Annotated in this window: 18 protein-coding genes; 8 read left to right on the top strand and 10 right to left on the bottom strand. The window is 72.0% G+C overall.

The annotated features are described in order from the left end of the window. Positions 1-6 precede the first annotated feature (6 nt). Positions 7-1,425, bottom strand: a complete 1,419-nt coding sequence (locus ACFYZB_RS08305) for a xylan 1,4-beta-xylosidase (RefSeq protein WP_388755822.1) — start codon at positions 1,423-1,425, stop codon at positions 7-9. Positions 1,426-1,555: 130 nt separating this feature from the next. Between ACFYZB_RS08305 and ACFYZB_RS08300 the strand changes: the two genes are divergently transcribed. Both ACFYZB_RS08300 and ACFYZB_RS08295 read left to right on the top strand, forming a co-directional pair. Further along, complete coding sequence (locus ACFYZB_RS08300; RefSeq protein WP_388755820.1) at positions 1,556-2,665, top strand: DUF5925 domain-containing protein; 1,110 nt, start codon at positions 1,556-1,558, stop codon at positions 2,663-2,665. Between the two features lie 15 nt (positions 2,666-2,680). Next, the gene (locus ACFYZB_RS08295) at positions 2,681-3,451 is read left to right on the top strand and encodes a DUF72 domain-containing protein (protein WP_388755817.1); all 771 of its coding nucleotides are present in this window, start codon (positions 2,681-2,683) and stop codon (positions 3,449-3,451) included. A gap of 21 nt (positions 3,452-3,472) precedes the next feature. Here ACFYZB_RS08295 and ACFYZB_RS08290 read toward each other — a convergent pair whose 3' ends face one another. Further along, complete coding sequence (locus ACFYZB_RS08290) at positions 3,473-3,841, bottom strand: GntR family transcriptional regulator (RefSeq protein ID WP_388755814.1); 369 nt, start codon at positions 3,839-3,841, stop codon at positions 3,473-3,475. Positions 3,842-3,912: 71 nt separating this feature from the next. Here ACFYZB_RS08290 and ACFYZB_RS08285 point away from each other — a divergent pair, with 71 nt between their 5' ends. Next, positions 3,913-4,845 (top strand): GNAT family N-acetyltransferase, encoded by a 933-nt coding sequence (locus ACFYZB_RS08285; protein ID WP_388755811.1) that lies wholly within the window; start codon positions 3,913-3,915, stop codon positions 4,843-4,845. After that, positions 4,826-5,326, top strand: a complete 501-nt coding sequence (locus tag ACFYZB_RS08280; protein ID WP_388755808.1) for a DUF402 domain-containing protein — start codon at positions 4,826-4,828, stop codon at positions 5,324-5,326. The genes ACFYZB_RS08285 and ACFYZB_RS08280 overlap by 20 nt, the downstream gene beginning before the upstream one ends. Before the next feature lie 11 nt (positions 5,327-5,337). Here ACFYZB_RS08280 and ACFYZB_RS08275 read toward each other — a convergent pair whose 3' ends face one another. Then, the gene (locus ACFYZB_RS08275) at positions 5,338-5,952 is read right to left on the bottom strand and encodes a class I SAM-dependent methyltransferase (RefSeq protein WP_388756511.1); all 615 of its coding nucleotides are present in this window, start codon (positions 5,950-5,952) and stop codon (positions 5,338-5,340) included. A 121-nt stretch (positions 5,953-6,073) separates the two neighbouring features. On the opposite strand from ACFYZB_RS08275, the gene ACFYZB_RS08270 reads away from it, so the two are divergent. Beyond that, positions 6,074-6,208, top strand: coding sequence for a hypothetical protein (locus tag ACFYZB_RS08270; RefSeq protein ID WP_351206817.1), 135 nt, complete (start codon positions 6,074-6,076; stop codon positions 6,206-6,208). Between the two features lie 13 nt (positions 6,209-6,221). Here the strand turns inward: ACFYZB_RS08270 and ACFYZB_RS08265 are convergent, their stop codons facing one another. Continuing rightward, positions 6,222-6,680, bottom strand: coding sequence for a GNAT family N-acetyltransferase (locus ACFYZB_RS08265; protein ID WP_351206819.1), 459 nt, complete (start codon positions 6,678-6,680; stop codon positions 6,222-6,224). After that, the gene (locus ACFYZB_RS08260) at positions 6,677-7,138 is read right to left on the bottom strand and encodes an SRPBCC family protein (protein ID WP_388755805.1); all 462 of its coding nucleotides are present in this window, start codon (positions 7,136-7,138) and stop codon (positions 6,677-6,679) included. Before ACFYZB_RS08260 ends, ACFYZB_RS08265 begins: the two co-directional genes overlap by 4 nt. 46 nt (positions 7,139-7,184) lie before the next feature. Here ACFYZB_RS08260 and ACFYZB_RS08255 point away from each other — a divergent pair, with 46 nt between their 5' ends. Beyond that, positions 7,185-7,793 carry a TetR family transcriptional regulator gene (locus tag ACFYZB_RS08255; protein ID WP_388755803.1) on the top strand — a complete coding sequence of 203 codons (609 nt, stop codon included), beginning with the start codon at positions 7,185-7,187 and terminating at the stop codon, positions 7,791-7,793. Between the two features lie 215 nt (positions 7,794-8,008). After that, the gene (locus tag ACFYZB_RS08250; protein ID WP_388755800.1) at positions 8,009-8,950 is read left to right on the top strand and encodes a lytic polysaccharide monooxygenase; all 942 of its coding nucleotides are present in this window, start codon (positions 8,009-8,011) and stop codon (positions 8,948-8,950) included. A 50-nt stretch (positions 8,951-9,000) separates the two neighbouring features. On the opposite strand, the gene ACFYZB_RS08245 is transcribed toward ACFYZB_RS08250, so the two are convergent. Beyond that, entirely contained in the window at positions 9,001-9,861 is an 861-nt protein-coding gene (locus ACFYZB_RS08245) for an esterase/lipase family protein (protein ID WP_388755797.1), read from the bottom strand. Between the two features lie 168 nt (positions 9,862-10,029). Continuing rightward, a complete protein-coding gene (locus tag ACFYZB_RS08240) occupies positions 10,030-10,476 on the bottom strand; it encodes a MarR family winged helix-turn-helix transcriptional regulator (protein ID WP_388755794.1) in 447 nt (148 codons plus the stop codon). Positions 10,477-10,579: 103 nt separating this feature from the next. Here ACFYZB_RS08240 and ACFYZB_RS08235 point away from each other — a divergent pair, with 103 nt between their 5' ends. Continuing rightward, positions 10,580-10,954 carry a cupin domain-containing protein gene (locus tag ACFYZB_RS08235; RefSeq protein ID WP_388755791.1) on the top strand — a complete coding sequence of 125 codons (375 nt, stop codon included), beginning with the start codon at positions 10,580-10,582 and terminating at the stop codon, positions 10,952-10,954. On the opposite strand, the gene ACFYZB_RS08230 is transcribed toward ACFYZB_RS08235, so the two are convergent. The 3 genes from ACFYZB_RS08230 to ACFYZB_RS08220 all read right to left on the bottom strand — a co-directional run bounded on the left by ACFYZB_RS08230 (position 10,932) and on the right by ACFYZB_RS08220 (position 16,639). Beyond that, positions 10,932-11,939, bottom strand: coding sequence for a hypothetical protein (locus tag ACFYZB_RS08230; protein ID WP_388755788.1), 1,008 nt, complete (start codon positions 11,937-11,939; stop codon positions 10,932-10,934). The genes ACFYZB_RS08235 and ACFYZB_RS08230 overlap by 23 nt on opposite strands. Next, positions 11,936-15,361, bottom strand: a complete 3,426-nt coding sequence (locus ACFYZB_RS08225; RefSeq protein ID WP_388755785.1) for a DNA polymerase III subunit alpha — start codon at positions 15,359-15,361, stop codon at positions 11,936-11,938. Before ACFYZB_RS08225 ends, ACFYZB_RS08230 begins: the two co-directional genes overlap by 4 nt. Positions 15,362-15,556: 195 nt before the next feature. Then, a complete protein-coding gene (locus ACFYZB_RS08220) occupies positions 15,557-16,639 on the bottom strand; it encodes a S1 family peptidase (RefSeq protein ID WP_388755782.1) in 1,083 nt (360 codons plus the stop codon). Positions 16,640-16,857: the final 218 nt, after the last annotated feature.

Below are 16,857 nucleotides of genomic sequence, written 5' to 3'. Positions count from 1 at the left end.
GCCGGATCACCGGTCGAGCCACTTCACCTCGTACGGCCGCATGTCGAACCGCTTGCCGTCGACCTGGGCGCTGATCTGCCGGTTCTGCGTGTTGACCACGAGGACGGTCCGGGCCGTGGCCAGGACCCGGACCTCGGGCACGTCGTCCGCCGCGACCTGGACCGTCTCGTACCGGCTGCCGGGCGGGAACGCCTTGGCGAACCGGGACACCAGGTCGTACATGGGACGTGCCTGTCCCCCGCCGGCGCTGTCGGTGGGCGTCCACAGACAGCCGGCGCAGTCGGTGCCCGTCTTGTCCTCCGGGTTCCAGTAGAAGCCCGACTCGGCGCCGCCCTTGACCATGGCGATCATCCCGGTGGCCTGGACGGCGACCCGGTGCGGCTCGGACCAGCCCTTGCGGTCGTCGTTGCCGTCGCCGGGCTCCACGTAGTACTCGGCCCACCACAGGGGCAGGCCGTGGGTCTGCCGCCGTACCCACTCACTGACCGCCGTCAGCTTGTCGGTGGCCGCGAACTCGTTCGGCAGCAGGTCGTCGTCGCGGGTGTAGCTGGAGCCGTCGACCACGGCGAAGTCGGCGCCGGCCTTGTGGGTGTTCCAGTAGGAGAAGGCGTCGAGCACCCGCTGGTCCATGGCGCCCCAGGGCCCCTTCAGCGTGCGGGAGGCGTTCTGGTCGCGCGGGTCGACACTGTCCATCACCAGGTACGGCCCACCGACCATGATGTCTTTGTCGACCCTTTTCAGTGCCTGGTACACGAGGTTGTACATCTTCGTGTAGCCCTCGTAGTCCCAGCGGGACGCCGCGTCGTTCCAGAAGCCCTTGAACTCGTTCCAGACGATGAAGTGCTTCACGTCCGGGTAGCGCCGGGCGACGGTGGCGGCGAGGTCGGCGAAGTCCTGGTAGTGGTCGGGGGTGGGGGCCGTCTCCAGGGCGGCCTGGCTCCAGTTCGTGTTGCCGACGCCGGGCCTGCCGCCCTTCATCCAGTCCGGCGAGCAGCACAGGGTGATCACCGGGGTGCCGCCGGAGGCCCGTACGAAGTCGACACGGCGGTCGAGGGCACCGAAGTCGTAATGCCCCCGGACCGGTTCGGGATTGTCCGCGCCCCACCCCATGATGTGCTGGTTCTGCGCCAGCCCGGCGTCCTGTCCGAGCAGTTTCTCCACGCGGGCGGTCGCCGCGCCGGCGCCCTCGTCGGCGCTGTACTGGGTGTGGGTGAAGCCCCAGCCGACGTACGGCTCCGGTTTCGCTCCGGGAGCGGCGGGGGTGCCGTGCACCGTGTCGCCGTCGCGTGTGGTGCCAGCCGTGCTGGGCCCGCCGGACAGCGTGCCGACCAGGGTCACCACCAGGGCCAGCGCGACGGCGCCCACACCGAGCAGGGCGGTGAGCCGCCACCGCCGAGTATCCGAATCCCACCCATGACGTCCCATCGGGGACAACAGTAACGGCGGAACCCGAGCCTCGGGCAGGTCTTGGGAACACCCGGAACCGTCCTGGAACACCCAGACAAGCGGCCGGAAATGCCGTGCGCACAGCACACCCGTGCCGGATCATGGCCCCATGTCTGCGAACCCACACGACGCTCTGCCGATCCGGCTCCACGTCGACGACTCCGACTCGCCGTCCGACGTCGTCGACGCGCTGTTCCTCGGCCGCTTCGCGACGGGCGAGCAGCCGTACTCGCACGCGGCGAACATCGACCGTGTCCGCTCCGGCGCGACCCTGCTGCCCGACGGCGCCCGGGTCCTGCGGGTCGCCCGGGACGACGACCGCAGCGCCACCCTCGCCGAGGGCGACGGCTGGACGCTGCTCGTCTCCCGCTGGAACCGCGGTGCGGACGTCACGGTGACCGCGACCAGCGCCGAACTGGCCAAGAAGGTCCTCGACCAGGCCACGGACGGCGCCGCCGACGAGCCCGAGCCCCAGCCCGAGAACGTGACGATGGGCTTCTGGTACGTCTCCCCCAGGCGCGGCCCGCACCGCACCACCCGGCAGATCTCCGCGGGCACCTGGGACGAGGTCCGGCCCAACTACACGGCACCGGTGGCGGAGGCCATGGACGGCCTGATGCGGACGACCCCGGAGGACATCGCGGGCCGCCTGCTCCTCCTGCACGGTCCTCCGGGCACCGGCAAGACCTCCGCGCTGCGCACCCTGGCCCGCTCCTGGCGCGACTGGTGCCAGGTGGACTGCGTCCTGGACCCCGAGCGCCTCTTCTCCGACGTCGGCTATCTGATGGACATCGCGATCGGCGAGGAGGACGGCGCCGGCAAGGGCCGCTGGCGGCTCCTGCTGCTGGAGGACTGCGACGAACTGATCCGCGGCGAGGCCAAGCACACGGCCGGCCAGGCCCTGTCCCGGCTGCTGAACCTCACCGACGGCCTGCTCGGCCAGGGCCGCAACGTCCTGGTCGGCGTCACCACCAACGAGGACCTGGAGCGCCTGCACCCGGCCGTGGTCCGCCCCGGCCGCTGTCTGGCCCGCATCGAGGTGGGCAAGCTGACCCACCGGGAAGCGGTGAACTGGCTCGGCAGCGAGGGCCAGGACCGGGAGGACGCCGTGGGACGGGACGGGGCGACGCTGGCCGAGCTGTACGCCCTGCGCCGGGGCACGGCACCGACCTCAGTGCCGGGGGCGCGGGACGGCGCGGACGCGGGCCTGTACCTGTAGTGCTTTGATGGTGCTGTGACCTTGTTCGTCGGCACCTCCGGGTGGCAGTACAAGGACTGGCGGGACCTCGTCTATCCGGCCGGGGTCCCGGCGCGGCTGTGGCTGGAGGAGTACACGCGCCTGTTCGCGACGGTGGAGATCAACAACGCCTTCTACCGTCTTCCCTCCCGTGAGAACTTCGAGGCGTGGCGGGACCGGGTTCCGGAGGACTTCGTGGTCGCGGTCAAGGCCAGCCGCTATCTGACCCACATCAAGCGCCTGAAGGAACCCGAGGAACCGGTCCACCGCCTGATGAGCCATGCGGCGGGCCTCGGCGACCGCCTGGGCCCGGTCCTCCTCCAGCTCCCCCCGACGCTGCGCGCCGACCCCGCGCTCCTGGACGCCTGCCTGGCCTGCTTCCCGTCCGGTGCGCGGGTCGCGGTCGAGCCGCGCCACGACTCCTGGTGGACACCCGAGGTGCGGGAGGTGCTGTCGGCCCGGGAAGCGGCCCTGTGCTGGGCGGACGTCCTGGCCCGCCCGGTCACCCCGCTGTGGCGCACCACCGACTGGGGCTACGTGCGCTTCCACCAGGGCCGCGCCCACCCCTGGCCCCGCTACGGCAAGCGGTCCCTGGAGACGTGGGTCGACCGCATCGCGACGACGTGGGAGCAGGGGGAGGACGTGTACGCGTACTTCAACAACGATCCGGGCGGGGCGGCGGTGCGGGACGCGGTGACGTTCGGGAGGGCGGCGGGGCGGGCGGGGCTGCCGGTGACCCGGATCCCGGAGCTCGCGACACGCCAGTAGTCACCGAACCTCCACAACCCCCTACTCCCCGTACGCCGCCCGCAGCGCATCCCGTACCGCGGCCAGCGCCTCCGGCTCCCCCAGCCCCAGCCGCCGCACCCGCTCCGCGTACGCCTGCGCGGCCAGGGAGGCCTCGCGTTCCGCGGCCGAGCCGGCGGCAGCCACGAACGTTCCGTTGCGCCCCCGCGTCTCGATCACCCCGTCGCTCTCCAGCGCCCGGTAGGCCTTGGCGACCGTGTTCACCGCGAGGCCCAGGGACTCGGCCAGCCCCCGCACGGTCGGCAGCCGGTATCCCACCGGCACTGCTCCGGACCGCGCCTGCTCGGAAATCTGCGCCCGCACCTGCTCGTACGGGGGCGCGCTGTCATCGATGCGGATCTTCAGGCTCACGGGCCGATTGTCCCGTACCCGGCGGAAAATGAGAGGCATCCCCGGCCCCCGGCCCCGTACGGTGCCTCACCATGACAGTGATCGTGCGGGATCTCCGCCCCGACGTCCCGGCCGACACCGAGGGTTTCGCCCGGGTCCGCCATCTCGCCCTGCCGTTCATCCTGTTCACCCCGGACTCGGTCCGCCACAACGCCGCACACATGCCGCCTGAGGCCCGCTACCGCCCGCTGGTCGCGGAGGAGGACGGCGAGGTGATCGGCACGGCCCAGGTCCACCTGGCCCACGACAGCACCGAGCCGGGCCAGGGCCTGCTGAACATCCACGTCCGGCCGGACCGGACCGGCCGCGGCGCCGGCGGGCTGCTGCTGCGGGCGGGCGAGGAGCACCTCGCCGCGCAGGGCGCGACCAGGCTGCTCAGCTGGGTCCTCGACGAGCCGGCGAGCCGTGCCTTCGCGCAGCGGCATGGCTACCGCGGGAGCCGGCCGGCCCTTTTCCTCCGCCTCGATCTGGCGGGCACCGCTCTCCCGCCGCTGCCTCGGACCCCGCCGGACGTCGAACTGTGCACGGCCGCGGACTTCGCGGACGACCCGCGCCCGCTGTTCGAGCTGGACGCGGAGACGATGCTGGACGAACCGGGCGACGTCGATTTCGAGTACACGGACTACGACGCCTGGGTCGAGCAGTACTGGAAGCATCCGCTGCTGGACCGCGACCTGACGGTGGCCGCGTGTGTCGACGGCCGTCCCGTCGCCTTCAGCGTGGCCTACACCGACGGCGCCACCGGCCGCTACTCCACCGCGATGACCGGTACCGCGCGCGCCCACCGTGGCCGTGGCCTGGCCAAGCTCGCCAAGATCCACTCCCTGTACCGGGCCCGCGCCGCCGGTCTCACCGAGGCCTTCACGGGCAACGACGCCGGCAACGAGCCCATGATCGCGATCAACAGATGGCTCGGATACGAGGTCTGCGCCACGGAGGTGCGCTATGTCCGCGAACTCGGCTGAAACCACGGCCCGGTTGGAGATCGTGCTGGTCAAGGCGGGCCGCACGAAGATCCGTTACCCGGCCGAGCTGCTCGCCGACGACGGCACCCGCATCGCCGTACGCGCGCCCTGGGCGGGCGCCGGCGTCCGCGACTTCGGCTTCGTCCGCTTCGAGGCGGGCGACGTCTTCACCGAGTACTACTGGCGCAACCGCTGGTACTCGGTGAAGGAGGTGCGGGCCGCCGACGGCACCGTGAAGGGCTGGTACTGCGACATCACCCGGCCGGCGGTCCGCACCGCCGGTGAACTGGTCGTGGAGGACCTCGACCTGGACCTGTGGCGCTCCGCCGACGGCAGCGACGTACGGCGTCTGGACGAGGACGAGTTCGCCGAGAGCGGCCTGACGGAGACGGACCCCGAGGCCGCGTCCGCCGCCGTGGCCACCCTCGACGAACTCGAGTCACTGGCCCACACCGACGACTTCGAGAAGCTGCTGACCTGACGTCCTCGCTCTCACACCATGGCCACCACCGCGTACCGCTCGTCCTCCACCGGCTTGCCCCACAGCACGGAGTCGCCGGACAGTCGCTCGACGCGCACGTCCGAGGTCAGCGGTGCCAGCAGCGTGGCGAGTCGGCCGGCGGGGATGCCCACGGGGTGCACCGTGCCCCAGACGCCCTCGACGAGCACGAAACGGCCCCCGGGGCGCAACAGGTCCCGCCAGTGCCGCAGGGCACGGGCGGGCTCGGGCAGGGTCCAGAGGACATGCCGTACGAGGACGACGTCGAAGCGCTGCTCCCCCACCGGCGGCGTCGCGGCCTGCCCGCGCAGGATCACCGCGTCGCGCCCGGCGAGCTTGGCGCGGGCCCGCTCGACCATGGCCGGGGACGAGTCGACGCCCGTCACCCTGTGTCCCTGCTCCGCCGCGAGGAGCGACAGGCTGCCGGTGCCGCAGCCGAGGTCGAGGACGTCGGCGGGGCGCTCGGGCAGCCAGGAGCGGAGCCGGTCCTCCCAGGCCGCGCGGATGCCGGGGTCGCGCAGCCCGTGGTCCGGCTCGTCGTCGAAGGCGTCGGCCTCGGCGTCCCAGTCGACTCCGGGGACACCCGCCGCAACCGTGTCGTCACTCATGTTCGTCATACCCGAAGAGTGACAGCCGCCACTGACAACCCGGCTCCGATGAGGAACTCTCGCCAAAAGCGTCTACCACCGTGCCGACACGGAAACCCGGTAGGCACTGAAGGAGGCAGCCATGCGCCGCGTCACCGTGCAGAAGCCCCTGAAGAAGACGGACAGCCGCCGGACCCGCGACGAGGCGGAGGACCGCCCCGCGGGACGATCCGAGGTGCGCAAGGACATCGCGCGCACCTGGTGGCCCGACGGTTGACCCGCCGCGGCCGTCAGTCCAGCCGCTTGCGGTAGTGGATCCGGTCGTAGGGCCCGTCGACGCGGCGTTCCACGACCTCGTATCCGTACTTCGGATAGATCTTCTGGTTCTCCCACATCAACGCGTTCGTGTAGAGCCTGATCTCGCCGAGACCCAGCGCACGCGCGCGTGCGTCGACGAAGTGCAGCAGCCGTCGTCCGACGCCCGTGCCGTGGGCACCGGGGCGGACGGCGATGCTGTCCAGGAAGAGGTGGTCGGCGAAGGGCTCGACCACGACCAGACCGTCGACGGGTTCTCCGGTGACGAACACCTTGCCGGCGGCCACGTTCGCGGTGTGGTCCGCCTCCATGGGCTGCGGCACCACACCGATGCGCGCGATGTAGGGGTGGTAGGCCGCATCCGTCACCGCCTTGACGGCCGGCACGTCCTCGGCGACGGCCGGCCGCACCCGCTCGGGATCCTCTTCGATCATGGACGTACGCTGTCCGCCCGGGCCAACTCGGCGGCCAGGCGCCGCATGACCGTGCGGTTGGCGCGCTCCATCACGCTCCGCACGAGGGGGGCGAACAGCCGGTCGGCCAGCGGGGCGCGATCCCAGGCGTACGTGAACGAGACACGGCTCCCGCCGGCGGGCAGCGGGTAGATGCCGTAGGTGCCGTGGGCCAGGCGCCGGCCGGCCGCGCTGACGTTGCGTTCGACGATCCGCCGCGGCGCCTCGGCCTCGACGACCTCGATGGTGACGGCGGTCCGCACGCCGCCCAGTGCGGCAGTGACCCTGGCGCACGATCCGACGCCCCGGCGGGGGCCGCTGCAGTGCCAGTCGGTCAGGTAGTGGTCGGTGAACCGCTCGTGGTGAGCCATGACATCGAGGAAGTCGTAGACCTGCTCGGGCGTCTGTGCCACGTCGATCGACACGGTGACAGGCTTCATGTACCACACGGTACATGGGTCATGTACCCCTGGGTACACTCGCGTCGTGGTGAAGACGGGCGACTCGCATCCCTCCGGCGAGGCGGGGCACGGCGCGGACCGGGACCGGCGCGCACACCTGGTGGACGCGGCTGCCGACCACGTGGCGGCGCACGGCATCGCGGACCTGAGCCTGCGCCGCCTCGGCGCCGCGATCGGCGTCAGCCACCGCATGCTCGTCCACTACTTCGGTTCCAAGGAGCACCTGCTCGTCGAGATCGTCCGGACGTCGGAGCGGCGCCGGCGCGAGCTGCTGTCCCGGCTCCACCTGGAGCCCGGCCTGTCGCCGGCCGACGTCGCGCGGCTGCTCTGGCGGCAGTTGACGGACCCTCGGCTGGCCGGTCAGGAGCGGCTCTTCTTCGAGATCTGCGGGCACGCGCTGCGCGGCCGCCCGGAGGCCGTCCCGGTCCTCGAAGGGCTCGTGACGGACTGGCTGGAGCCGCTCGCGGCCGCCGAGACCGGCGCGGGGGCGGACCCCGTGACGGCCCGGAGCCGCGCCCGGCTGGGACTCGCCACCGTCCGCGGTCTGCTGCTCGACCTCCTCGCCACCGGTGACCGCGCCGGCGTCGACGCGGCGATGGAGGAGTTCCTGCGGCTGTTCTACGGCCCGGAGTGAGGCGGGCACCGCGGCCGGGAAGCCTGAGCCCCCGGTTAGTCCCGGCTTAACGGCACCATAAGGATCTCCTCCCTCCGCCTGCAGCAGGCGATTTCACGGCTTCCCGGGGCTAGCTTCGGAACACCCCCCACGGGGTCCCCCGGGTTCCCCCCCGGCTTCCGCCGGGCTCCCCCGGGTTCTGCCCCACCGAAGGACCGTCTTCCGAGGAGTTCCGCATGCCCGCTCGTGCCCGCCGCACGGCCGCCGTCGCCGCCGCGCTCGGTCTGCCGGCCGTCGCCCTGACCGTGCTCGCCGCCGCTCCGGCGTCCGCGCACGGTTCGATGGGCGACCCGGTCAGCCGTGTCTCGCAGTGCTACGCGGAGGGCCCGGAGAGCCCGAAGTCGGCGGCGTGCAGGGCGGCCGTGGCGGCCGGCGGCACCCAGGCGCTGTACGACTGGAACGGCATCCGGATCGGCGACGCCGCAGGACGGCACCGGAGGCTGATCCCGGACGGCAAGCTGTGCAGCGCGGACAACGAGGAGTTCAAGGGCCTCGACCTGGCCCGCGCCGACTGGCCGGCGACGCGCGTGCGCGGCGGGTCGTACACCTTCAAGTACCGGGTGACGGCGCCGCACAAGGGAACCTTCAAGGTCTATCTCACCAAGCCCGGTTACGACCCCGCCAAGCCGCCGGCCTGGTCCGGGCTGGATCTGGAGCACCCGGTGGCGACGGTCACCGACCCGGTCGCCTCGGGCGGCTTCTACACGTTCTCCGGCACGCTTCCCGAGCGGTCCGGCCGACAGCTGCTGTACGCGGTCTGGCAGCGCTCGGACAGCCCGGAGGCGTTCTACTCCTGCTCGGACGTGGACTTCGGCGGCGGCAGCACGGGGAGCACGGGCTCCACCCCCGCCCCGACCGCCTCCCCGCCCTCCGACCAGCAGATCGCGGCCGGTGCCGGCAAGTCGACGATGCGGCACCACGGTCACCGCGGCGAGGAAACGGCCGCCCCCGCACCACAGCCCTCCACCGCGCCCAACACGCCCGAGGCGGCCGGTACTTCGCGCGACCTCGCGGAGACGGGCGCCTCCTCCGGCACCTCCTGTGTCGCGATCGGCGGCGCGGCGGCGCTGTTCCTGTCGGTGCGGCGGCGCGCGGCGGGTGGCGCGCACCGCCGCTGAGGTTCCGGGGCCTGTCCGGCGGCTCAGGCCGGACAGGCCCCGGCGGCACGTCAGCTGAAGGCCGACGCGCAGGTGGTGGCCGTGGCGTGGGCCGGGTCGAGCGCGTCCGCCACCTCGTGGAAGGCGATGCGGTCGAACAGGCCGATGGCGACGTGCTCGGAGAGGTCGAGCGGGCAGAGGTCCTGGAGCAGGACGTTGTGGACGTCGGAGCCGCTCAGGTAGTCGCTCTGCCAGGGTGTGGCCACCTCGTCGTACTTGGTGGCGATGACCGTGTAGTGCACTCCGGGGACGGTGTCGCCGCCCGCGTTGAGCCTGGTGAGGAAGTCGGAGCCGGGGATCTGGTCGGCGAGGCCGGGGGTGGTGGCCTTGACGAGGTCCGAGGCGCCGGGGAAGTACGGCAGCAGGTTGGTGAGTCCGCTCAGCGAGGCACCGTGGTTGTCGGGGGCGAGGCCCACGAGGGCGTTCACCTTGGCGGCACCGCCGAGGAACTTCAGGTAGTAGCGGGGCATCACGCCGCCCTGGGAGTGGCCGACCAGGTCGGCCTTGGCGGCTCCGGTCGCGGCGAGCACCTTGTCCACGAAGGCCGACAACTGCTCGGCCGACTTGTCGACGGGGCCGAGGCCGTAGAAGAGGGGGACGCCGGTCAGCCGGCCGTAGTCCAGGGAGTAGACGCAGTATCCACGGTCCTCCAGGTAGGGGGCGAGGGAGAGCCAGTTGTCGACCGAGTTGCCCAGGGTGCCGTGCACCAGGACGACCGGGCGGGGATGTTCGGCGGAGGGCTTGCAGGACCAGTCGTTCCAGCCACTGCTGGGCGCCGTGTCGGCGGCGGCCGTCGCGGCGGGAACGGTGGCGACGGCGGCGGTGAGGAGCAGCGCGGCGAGGGGTCTGAGCGCACGTTTCCAAGGCAGCATCGGGTGATCTCCTTGCGGCTCAAGGGAGGTGGGGGCCTTACCCTGTGATCCGGATCACGAGGATGCTGTTCACCCATCAAGTTACGGGCGAGTAGCACTGGCGTGAAGTTACGCGTCAGTAAAAACTTCCAGCGATAACCGGAGCGCCGCTCGAACCCTGGCGGATCATCACCAGGCAGGCCGGATCGGACCATCGGGCGCGATCCGCGCCAAACGCTCCCCCAGCGCGCGCACTTCACCCTCCCCCAGCAGCTCGGCCCATCCCCCCACGACCTCGGCCGCCGCCGCTTCCGCCGCCCGGGTGCAGGCCCAGCCGCGCTCGGTCAGCACGATCAGCCGGGCCCGCGCATCCTGCGGATGCGGCCGCCGCTCGGCGTACCCCTTGCATACGATCTCGTCCACGAGCTGACTCGCGGCCTGCTTGGTCACCCCGAGGTGCGTCGCGAGATCGGTGACGGTGGCGCCGTCCGGCGCGAGCCGCGCGAAGGCGAAGCCGTGCGCCGGCCGCAGATCGGTGAACCCGCGCGCCACGACCCCGTCGTGGATGCGTTGCGTGAGGTTGCCGGAGACGGCGAGCAGGGCGGCGGACAGGGCCATGGCTTCGGAGTTCTGCACGGAGGCATTGAAACACCCTTGACAGATTGGTCAAGCAGCTTGACCTTGTAGACAAGTCACTTGACCACTTGCCCGCTTGTCCCACCTGAACGGAGATCACCGCATGCCCGTCGTCCGCTCGTCCGAGGCCACGACCCATGAGATCCACGGCGCCCGCTTCGTCTCGTACGCCACCCCGCTGACCGGAAGCAAGGAGCTGTGCGCCTGGCGCGGGGAGATCCCGGCGGGCACCAAGGCGCCCGCCCACACCGTCAGCCGCGGGGAGATCTTCCATCTGCTCGTGGGCGAGCTGCTGGTCACCCTCGACGGGCGCACCGACCGCATCGGCGCGGGGGACACGGTGATCGTCAACCCCGGCGCCACCCTCGCCGTGGAGAACCCGACCGATCACACCGCGCTCTCCTGGGTCACCACCTCCGTCGGCCTGGAGGCGGAACTGGCCGACGGCACCCGTATCACGCCGCCCTGGGCCAACTGACGCCCGTGGAGCCGCCGCTGCGCCCCAGCGCCCCCGGCATCACGGCGCGGGGCCCGAACTTCGCCCGCGCGCGGTCTGCGACCTCCTCGATGCGGCGGACCTTCTCGTCCACGGGGTCGAAGGTGAGCTGGTAGGAGGCCTGGTCGGCGGGGGCCAGACCCTCGGCGCGCAGGGTGAGCGCGCGGACCCGGGCGCGCTGCAGGCCGAGCGCGTCGTACATGCCGTAGGCCGCCCTGGTCAGCGCCGTCGAGTGCGCGGTCGGCTCCTTCAGGGTGCGGCTGCGGGTGGTGGAGGAGCGGTCGGCGTAGCGCACGGTGAGGGTCAGGGTGCGGCAGACCTTCTGCACCGCGCGCAGCCGGGCACCGAGTTCCCCGGCGGCGGACAGCAGCGCCCTGCGGTGCAGGTCGGGGTTCAACTCGTCGAGGTCGAAGGCCCGTTCCGTGGCCAGCGACCGCGAGACGGCGTTCGGCACGACCCGCCCCCGGTCGATGCCGCTCGCCTGCTCGCGCAGCTCGCGGCCGGCCTTCGCGCCGATCAGCCGCTGGAGCGTGGACAGCGGCGCGGCGGCGACCAGGCCCAGGGTGTCCAGGCCGTACTCGCTCAGGGTGCGGGCGGTCGCCGCGCCGACGCCGGGCAGCGCGGACACGGGTTTGCCGGCGAGGAACTCGGCGACGGCGTCCTCCGGCACGGCGCAGGTCACCCCGGGCCGGGCATCCTGCAGCGCCACGCGGGCCAGCATCGGCCCCGGACCGGCGCCGATCGTACAGTCGACGCCGTACAGCGCGAGGGCCCGCACCCGGATCACCGAGGCCAGCTCCACCGCGCTGCGCCCGAAGTACCGCTCGGCGCCCCGCAGATCGGCCAGCACCCCGTCCGGCGGCAGCGCCTGAACGACCGGAGTGAAGTCCTCCAGCAACCCGAGCAGTCCCGGCAGGGCCGCCTCGTGCATCGGCGGCAGCTGGAAACGTACGCAGAGAATGGTCATCCCGCACTCCCCGGACTCTGGTGCCACAACTTCCGTACGGCAGCAGGCCCTTGAGAGGCCTCCTGCCCCGCGGGCCGCAGATCGGCCCACGGATGCATCTCGTATCCGGTCGGCAGCTGGATCCGCCGCCCGCCGGTCGGATCGCCGCCGGCGTCCTTGGCCACCGGCTCCGCGAGTCGTGCCGCCACCTCGTCGAGCCCGCCCTCGGCACGCAGTTCCACCAGCTCGGCGAGGTTCCAGGCGGCGGAGCCCACCACACTCAGACTGCGCGGGCCGCGCCGCTGCACCACTCCCCGCACCAGCAGCAGCCACGAGTGGAAGACGGTGTGGGCGCAGGCGTCGTGGGAATCGTCGAAGAACGCCAGGTCGACCAGTCCCGTGCCGTCGTCCAGCGTGGAGAAGATGACCCGCTTGCCGGAGCGGATCGGCGGGGTCTGGGTGGCCGCCTTGGCGCCGGCGACCAGCACGGTCTCGCCGTGCCGCGCCTCGCGCAGCCGGCGTGCGCAGACCACGCCCAGCTCGTCCAGGAACGTGCGGTAGTCGTCCATCAGGTTGCGCGAGGCGTCCATGGACAGCACACCCAGCTCGGCGCTGAGCTTCTCCGCCGAGGTCAGGTCGGGCAGCCCGGCCGAGGCGGTCTTCCGCCCGCCCGCCAGCGGCAACTGCCCGCCACCACCGCCCCGGGCACCCCGGTGCAGCTCGGTCAGGTGCAGCTGCAGATCCCGCCGGTTGGCGCCGAAGGCGTCCAACGCCCCCACCTGGGCGAGCCTTTGGGCGAGCGGCCGGCTCGGTCGCGCCCGCTCCCAGAAGTCCACCAGGGAGGAGTACGGCTGCCCGTCCGCGATCCTCTTCGCCTCGGCCTCGCTGATGCCGTGCACATCGGAGAGGGCGAGCCGCAGCCCCCACACCCCGGACTCGGACACCAGTTCGATCCGATGGGCGACCCCGGACACGTTCACGTCCAACGGCAGGATCGGCACCCCACGCCGCCGCGCGTCGGCCAGCAGCAGCCGCTTGGGGTACATGCCCGGGTCGTGCGTGAGCAGCCCGGCGTAGAAGGCGGCCGGGTGATGGGCCTTCAGCCAGGCCGACTGATACGTCGGCACGGCGAAGGCGACCGCATGCGCCTTGCAGAACCCGTACGACCCGAAGGCCGCCACGATCTCCCAGGTGCGCCGAATCGTTTCCGCGCCGTACCCGTTCGCTGCCGCCTGCTGCGCGAACCACACCTTGATCCGCCCCTGCGACTCCGGGTCGGAGAGCCCCCGCCGCACCCGGTCGGCCTCGCCGCGCCCGCACCCGGTCATGAGGGCGACGATGTCGATGACCTGCTCGTGGAAGACCACGACCCCGTACGTCCCCTCCAGCGGCCGCTCCAGATCGGGATGCGGGTAACGCACCGGCGCCCGCCCGTGCCGCGCCTCGATGAACGGCCGCACCATGTCGGCGGCGACGGGACCGGGCCGGAACAGCGAGATGTCGACGACCAGATCATGGAAGGTGCTCGGCTGCAGCCGCCCCACCAGGTCCCGCTGCCCCGGCGACTCGATCTGGAAGCAGCCCAGCGTCTCGGTGGACCGGATCAACCGGTACGTCTCCGGATCCCCGGCCGGCAGCGCGTCCAGGTCGACCCGCTCGCCCGTCACCCGCTCCACCTCGGCGACCGCGTGCGCCATGGCCGACTGCATCCGCACGCCCAGCACATCGAGCTTGAGCAGCCCGAGGTCCTCCACGTCCTCCTTGTCGAACTGCGACATGGGCAGCCCCTCACCGCTGGTGGGCACCACCGGCGTACGGGCGAGGAGCGAGGCGTCGGACAGCAGCACCCCGCACGGGTGCATGGCGACCCCGCGCGGCAGGGCGTCGAGCGCCTCGACGAGCTCCCACAGCCTGCCGTACCGCTGCTTCTCCCCCGCGAGCCGCCTCAGCTCGGGCAACTCCTCCAGCGCGGCGCGCGCGTCCCGGGCCCGGATGTGCGGAAAGGACTTGGCCACCCGGTCGATCTCGGCCGGGTCCATGGAAAGGGCGGCGCCCACGTCCCGGATGGCGTGCCGCACCCGGTAGGTCTCCGGCATGGAAACGGTCGCGACCCGCTCGGTGCCGAACCGGCCGATGATCGCCCGGTAGACCTCCAGCCGCCGGGCGGACTCCACGTCGATGTCGATATCGGGCAGCACCACCCGCTCCTTGGAGAGGAAGCGCTCCATCAGCAACCCGTGCTCGACCGGATCGGCGTGCGCGATGCCCAGCAGATGGTTGACGAGGGAGCCCGCCCCGGAACCACGAGCGGCCACCCGGATCCCCATCGTCCGTACGTCGTCGACCACTTGGGCGACCGTCAGGAAATAGGAGGCGAAGCCGTGATGGGCGATGATGTCCAGCTCGTGGTGCATCCGCTCCCAGTACTCGCGCCGCCCGCCGTACCCGAGCCGCACCATCCCGGCCACCGCGCGCGAGGCGAGGGCCCGCTGGGCGGTGCGCCGCCCGGCACCCACCAGATGCGCCTCGGGAAAGTGCACGGTCCCGATGCCGAGATCCCCCTCGGGGTCGACCCGGCACCCGGCGGCCGTGGCCAGGGTCTGCTCCAGCAGCCGGTGGGCGGTGTCCCGCCGGTACCCGGCGGCCTCCACGACCCGCTCGGCGACCTGCAGCATGCCCTGCGCGTCCTTCAGCCAGGCCTCGCCGGAGTCCAGCTCCCCGCGCGGGTCGATCGGGACCAGCCGTCGCGCGGCATCCAGCACGTCGGCGACGGGCCCCGCCCCGGGATCGGCATACCGGACGGCGTTGCTGAGCACCGGCCGGACCCCCTGCCCGGCGGCGAAGCCGACGGTGCGGGCGGCCAGCCGCAGCGAGCCGGGCCCCGTACCGTCACGACCGTGCCAGACGGCCTCCAGGCGCAGCGCGTCGCCGTAGACCTCGCGCCAGGGGACGAGCAGCTTCGCGGCCCGGTCGGGACGCCCCGCGGCAAGGGCACGGCCCACGTCCGACCCCGGGCCGAGCAGCACAGCCAGGCCGTCGCCGTGATTGTCCGGCCAGGGCAGCAGGGGCACGCCCTCTCCCGCGTGCGCCGCCGTGACGATCCGGCACAGGTCGGCCCACCCGCGGGCCCCGTCCCGGGCGAGAAAGGTCACACGGGGAGCCGACTCGTCCACGAAGGCCCCGCCCCGCACCGGCACCTTCCTCTTCTCGCGGCGTACGGCCTCGGCCGCACCCACCGCCAGATCCACCCCGAAGACCGGCCGCACCCCCACCCCGGCACAGGCCTTGGCGAAGCGCACCGCCCCCGCGACGGTGTCCCGGTCGGTGAGAGCGAGCGCGTCCATCCCCCGCTCCGAGGCACGCTCCGCCAGCCGCTCCGGATGGGATGCCCCGTACCTCAGGGAGAACCCGGAGACGGTGTGCAGATGCGCGAAGCCCGGCACACGCACCTCCCGCACTCGTGAGCCCCGAACGGCTCTCGAACATCAGTTCCCTACTTCCACCCCCACCATACCCCCATTCTCGAACGTGTGTACGACATCCGTTCGACCGCTTCCCACCTGCGCAAACACGGCACGGAGCCCCGCCCCCCACCGCACCCGGGGGACGGGACTCCGCGGAACGCACACCTGACGGCGTCAGCCGATCTGCGCCCCCGTGGCGGACAGCGCGGCGGTGACCGGCTGGAAGAACGTCTCCCCACCGGAGGTGCAGTCGCCGCTGCCCCCGGACGTCAGCCCGACGGCGCTGCTCCCCGAGAACAGCGACCCACCGCTGTCACCGGGCTCGGCGCACACATCGGTCTGGATGAGACCGCTGACGGAGCCCTCCTGGTAGTTCACGGTGGCGTTCAGCCCGGTGACCGTCCCGTCGTGCACATGGGTCGTCGACCCGCTGCGCGTCACCTTCATCCCCACCGTCGCCTCGGCGGCCCCGGTGATCTTCTGGGTGGACCCGTTGTACAGGTCGACCTCGCTCGGGTGGTCGACCTGCGCCGTGTACTTCACGAGCCCGAAGTCGGTCCCCGGGAAGTGGGACTCCGCGTTCTGCCCGATCTCCTTGCCGCTGGAGTCCGACCAGGTGGTGATGGCCGCGGTGCAGTGCCCGGCGGTCAGGAAGTACGGCTGCCCGTCCTTGACCACGTTGAAGCCGAGCGAGCAGCGCCCGCCGGACCCGCTGATCGCGTCACCCCCGGCGATGAAGGGCTTGAACTCCCCCTTCGACCGCTTCAGTTCCGCCTTGCCGCCGAGCCCCTCGACCACCTTGCTCAGCTTGGCCCACCGGGCGCCGGAGACCGTCCTGTCGGCGGTGACGACGACCTTGTTGCTCACCGGGTCGGCTGCCCAGGACGTCCCCGGTATGGTCGCGTCCTTCTTCAGCGTCGTCCGCGCGCCGTCGAGCGCGGCCAGCGAGTTGGCGACGAGTCTCGCCTTGGCCCCGGCCGCCTCGACGGCGTTCACCGCGTCCTGGTCGACCACGTTGACGACGAGCCTCCTGGCCGAGGCGTCGTAGTAGCTGCCCGCGGCCTGGGATCCGAGGCGGTTCAGCAGAGTCGAGGCGAGGTTTCCGGCCGCCGGAGCGGACAGAACCTTCGGCTGCGAAGCCGGCTTCGCGGGCTCGCTGGCGTTCGCATTCTGCAAGGTGACACCCGCGGCGACCAGTGCGGCGATTCCCGCGCCGGCCACGGCGATCCGCCGCCGGGGTATGCGTCGGTGCTTCAACTCACGTCCTCCTGTGGGGGGATGGCCCGCGAGGTGTGGGGACCTGTCGGACCGGAAGGCTGGTTGACGAGCGACCACTCTTCCGAACGACACGGGGAGCGCACAAGGTTGACTTCAGGACGCGCGTAGAGAGGGTGCGCACACCCTGCGCCATTTTGACTGAGCACGGTCATGCAGGGAATTCGCACAGCAAACACGACACGCAAGTGACCCACGCC

Source organism: Streptomyces sp. NPDC001852, assembly GCF_042891825.1.
Classification (GTDB): domain Bacteria; phylum Actinomycetota; class Actinomycetes; order Streptomycetales; family Streptomycetaceae; genus Streptomyces.
Note: the sequence above shows the minus strand (reverse complement) of the source record. Positions and strands in the feature narration are given on the sequence as shown.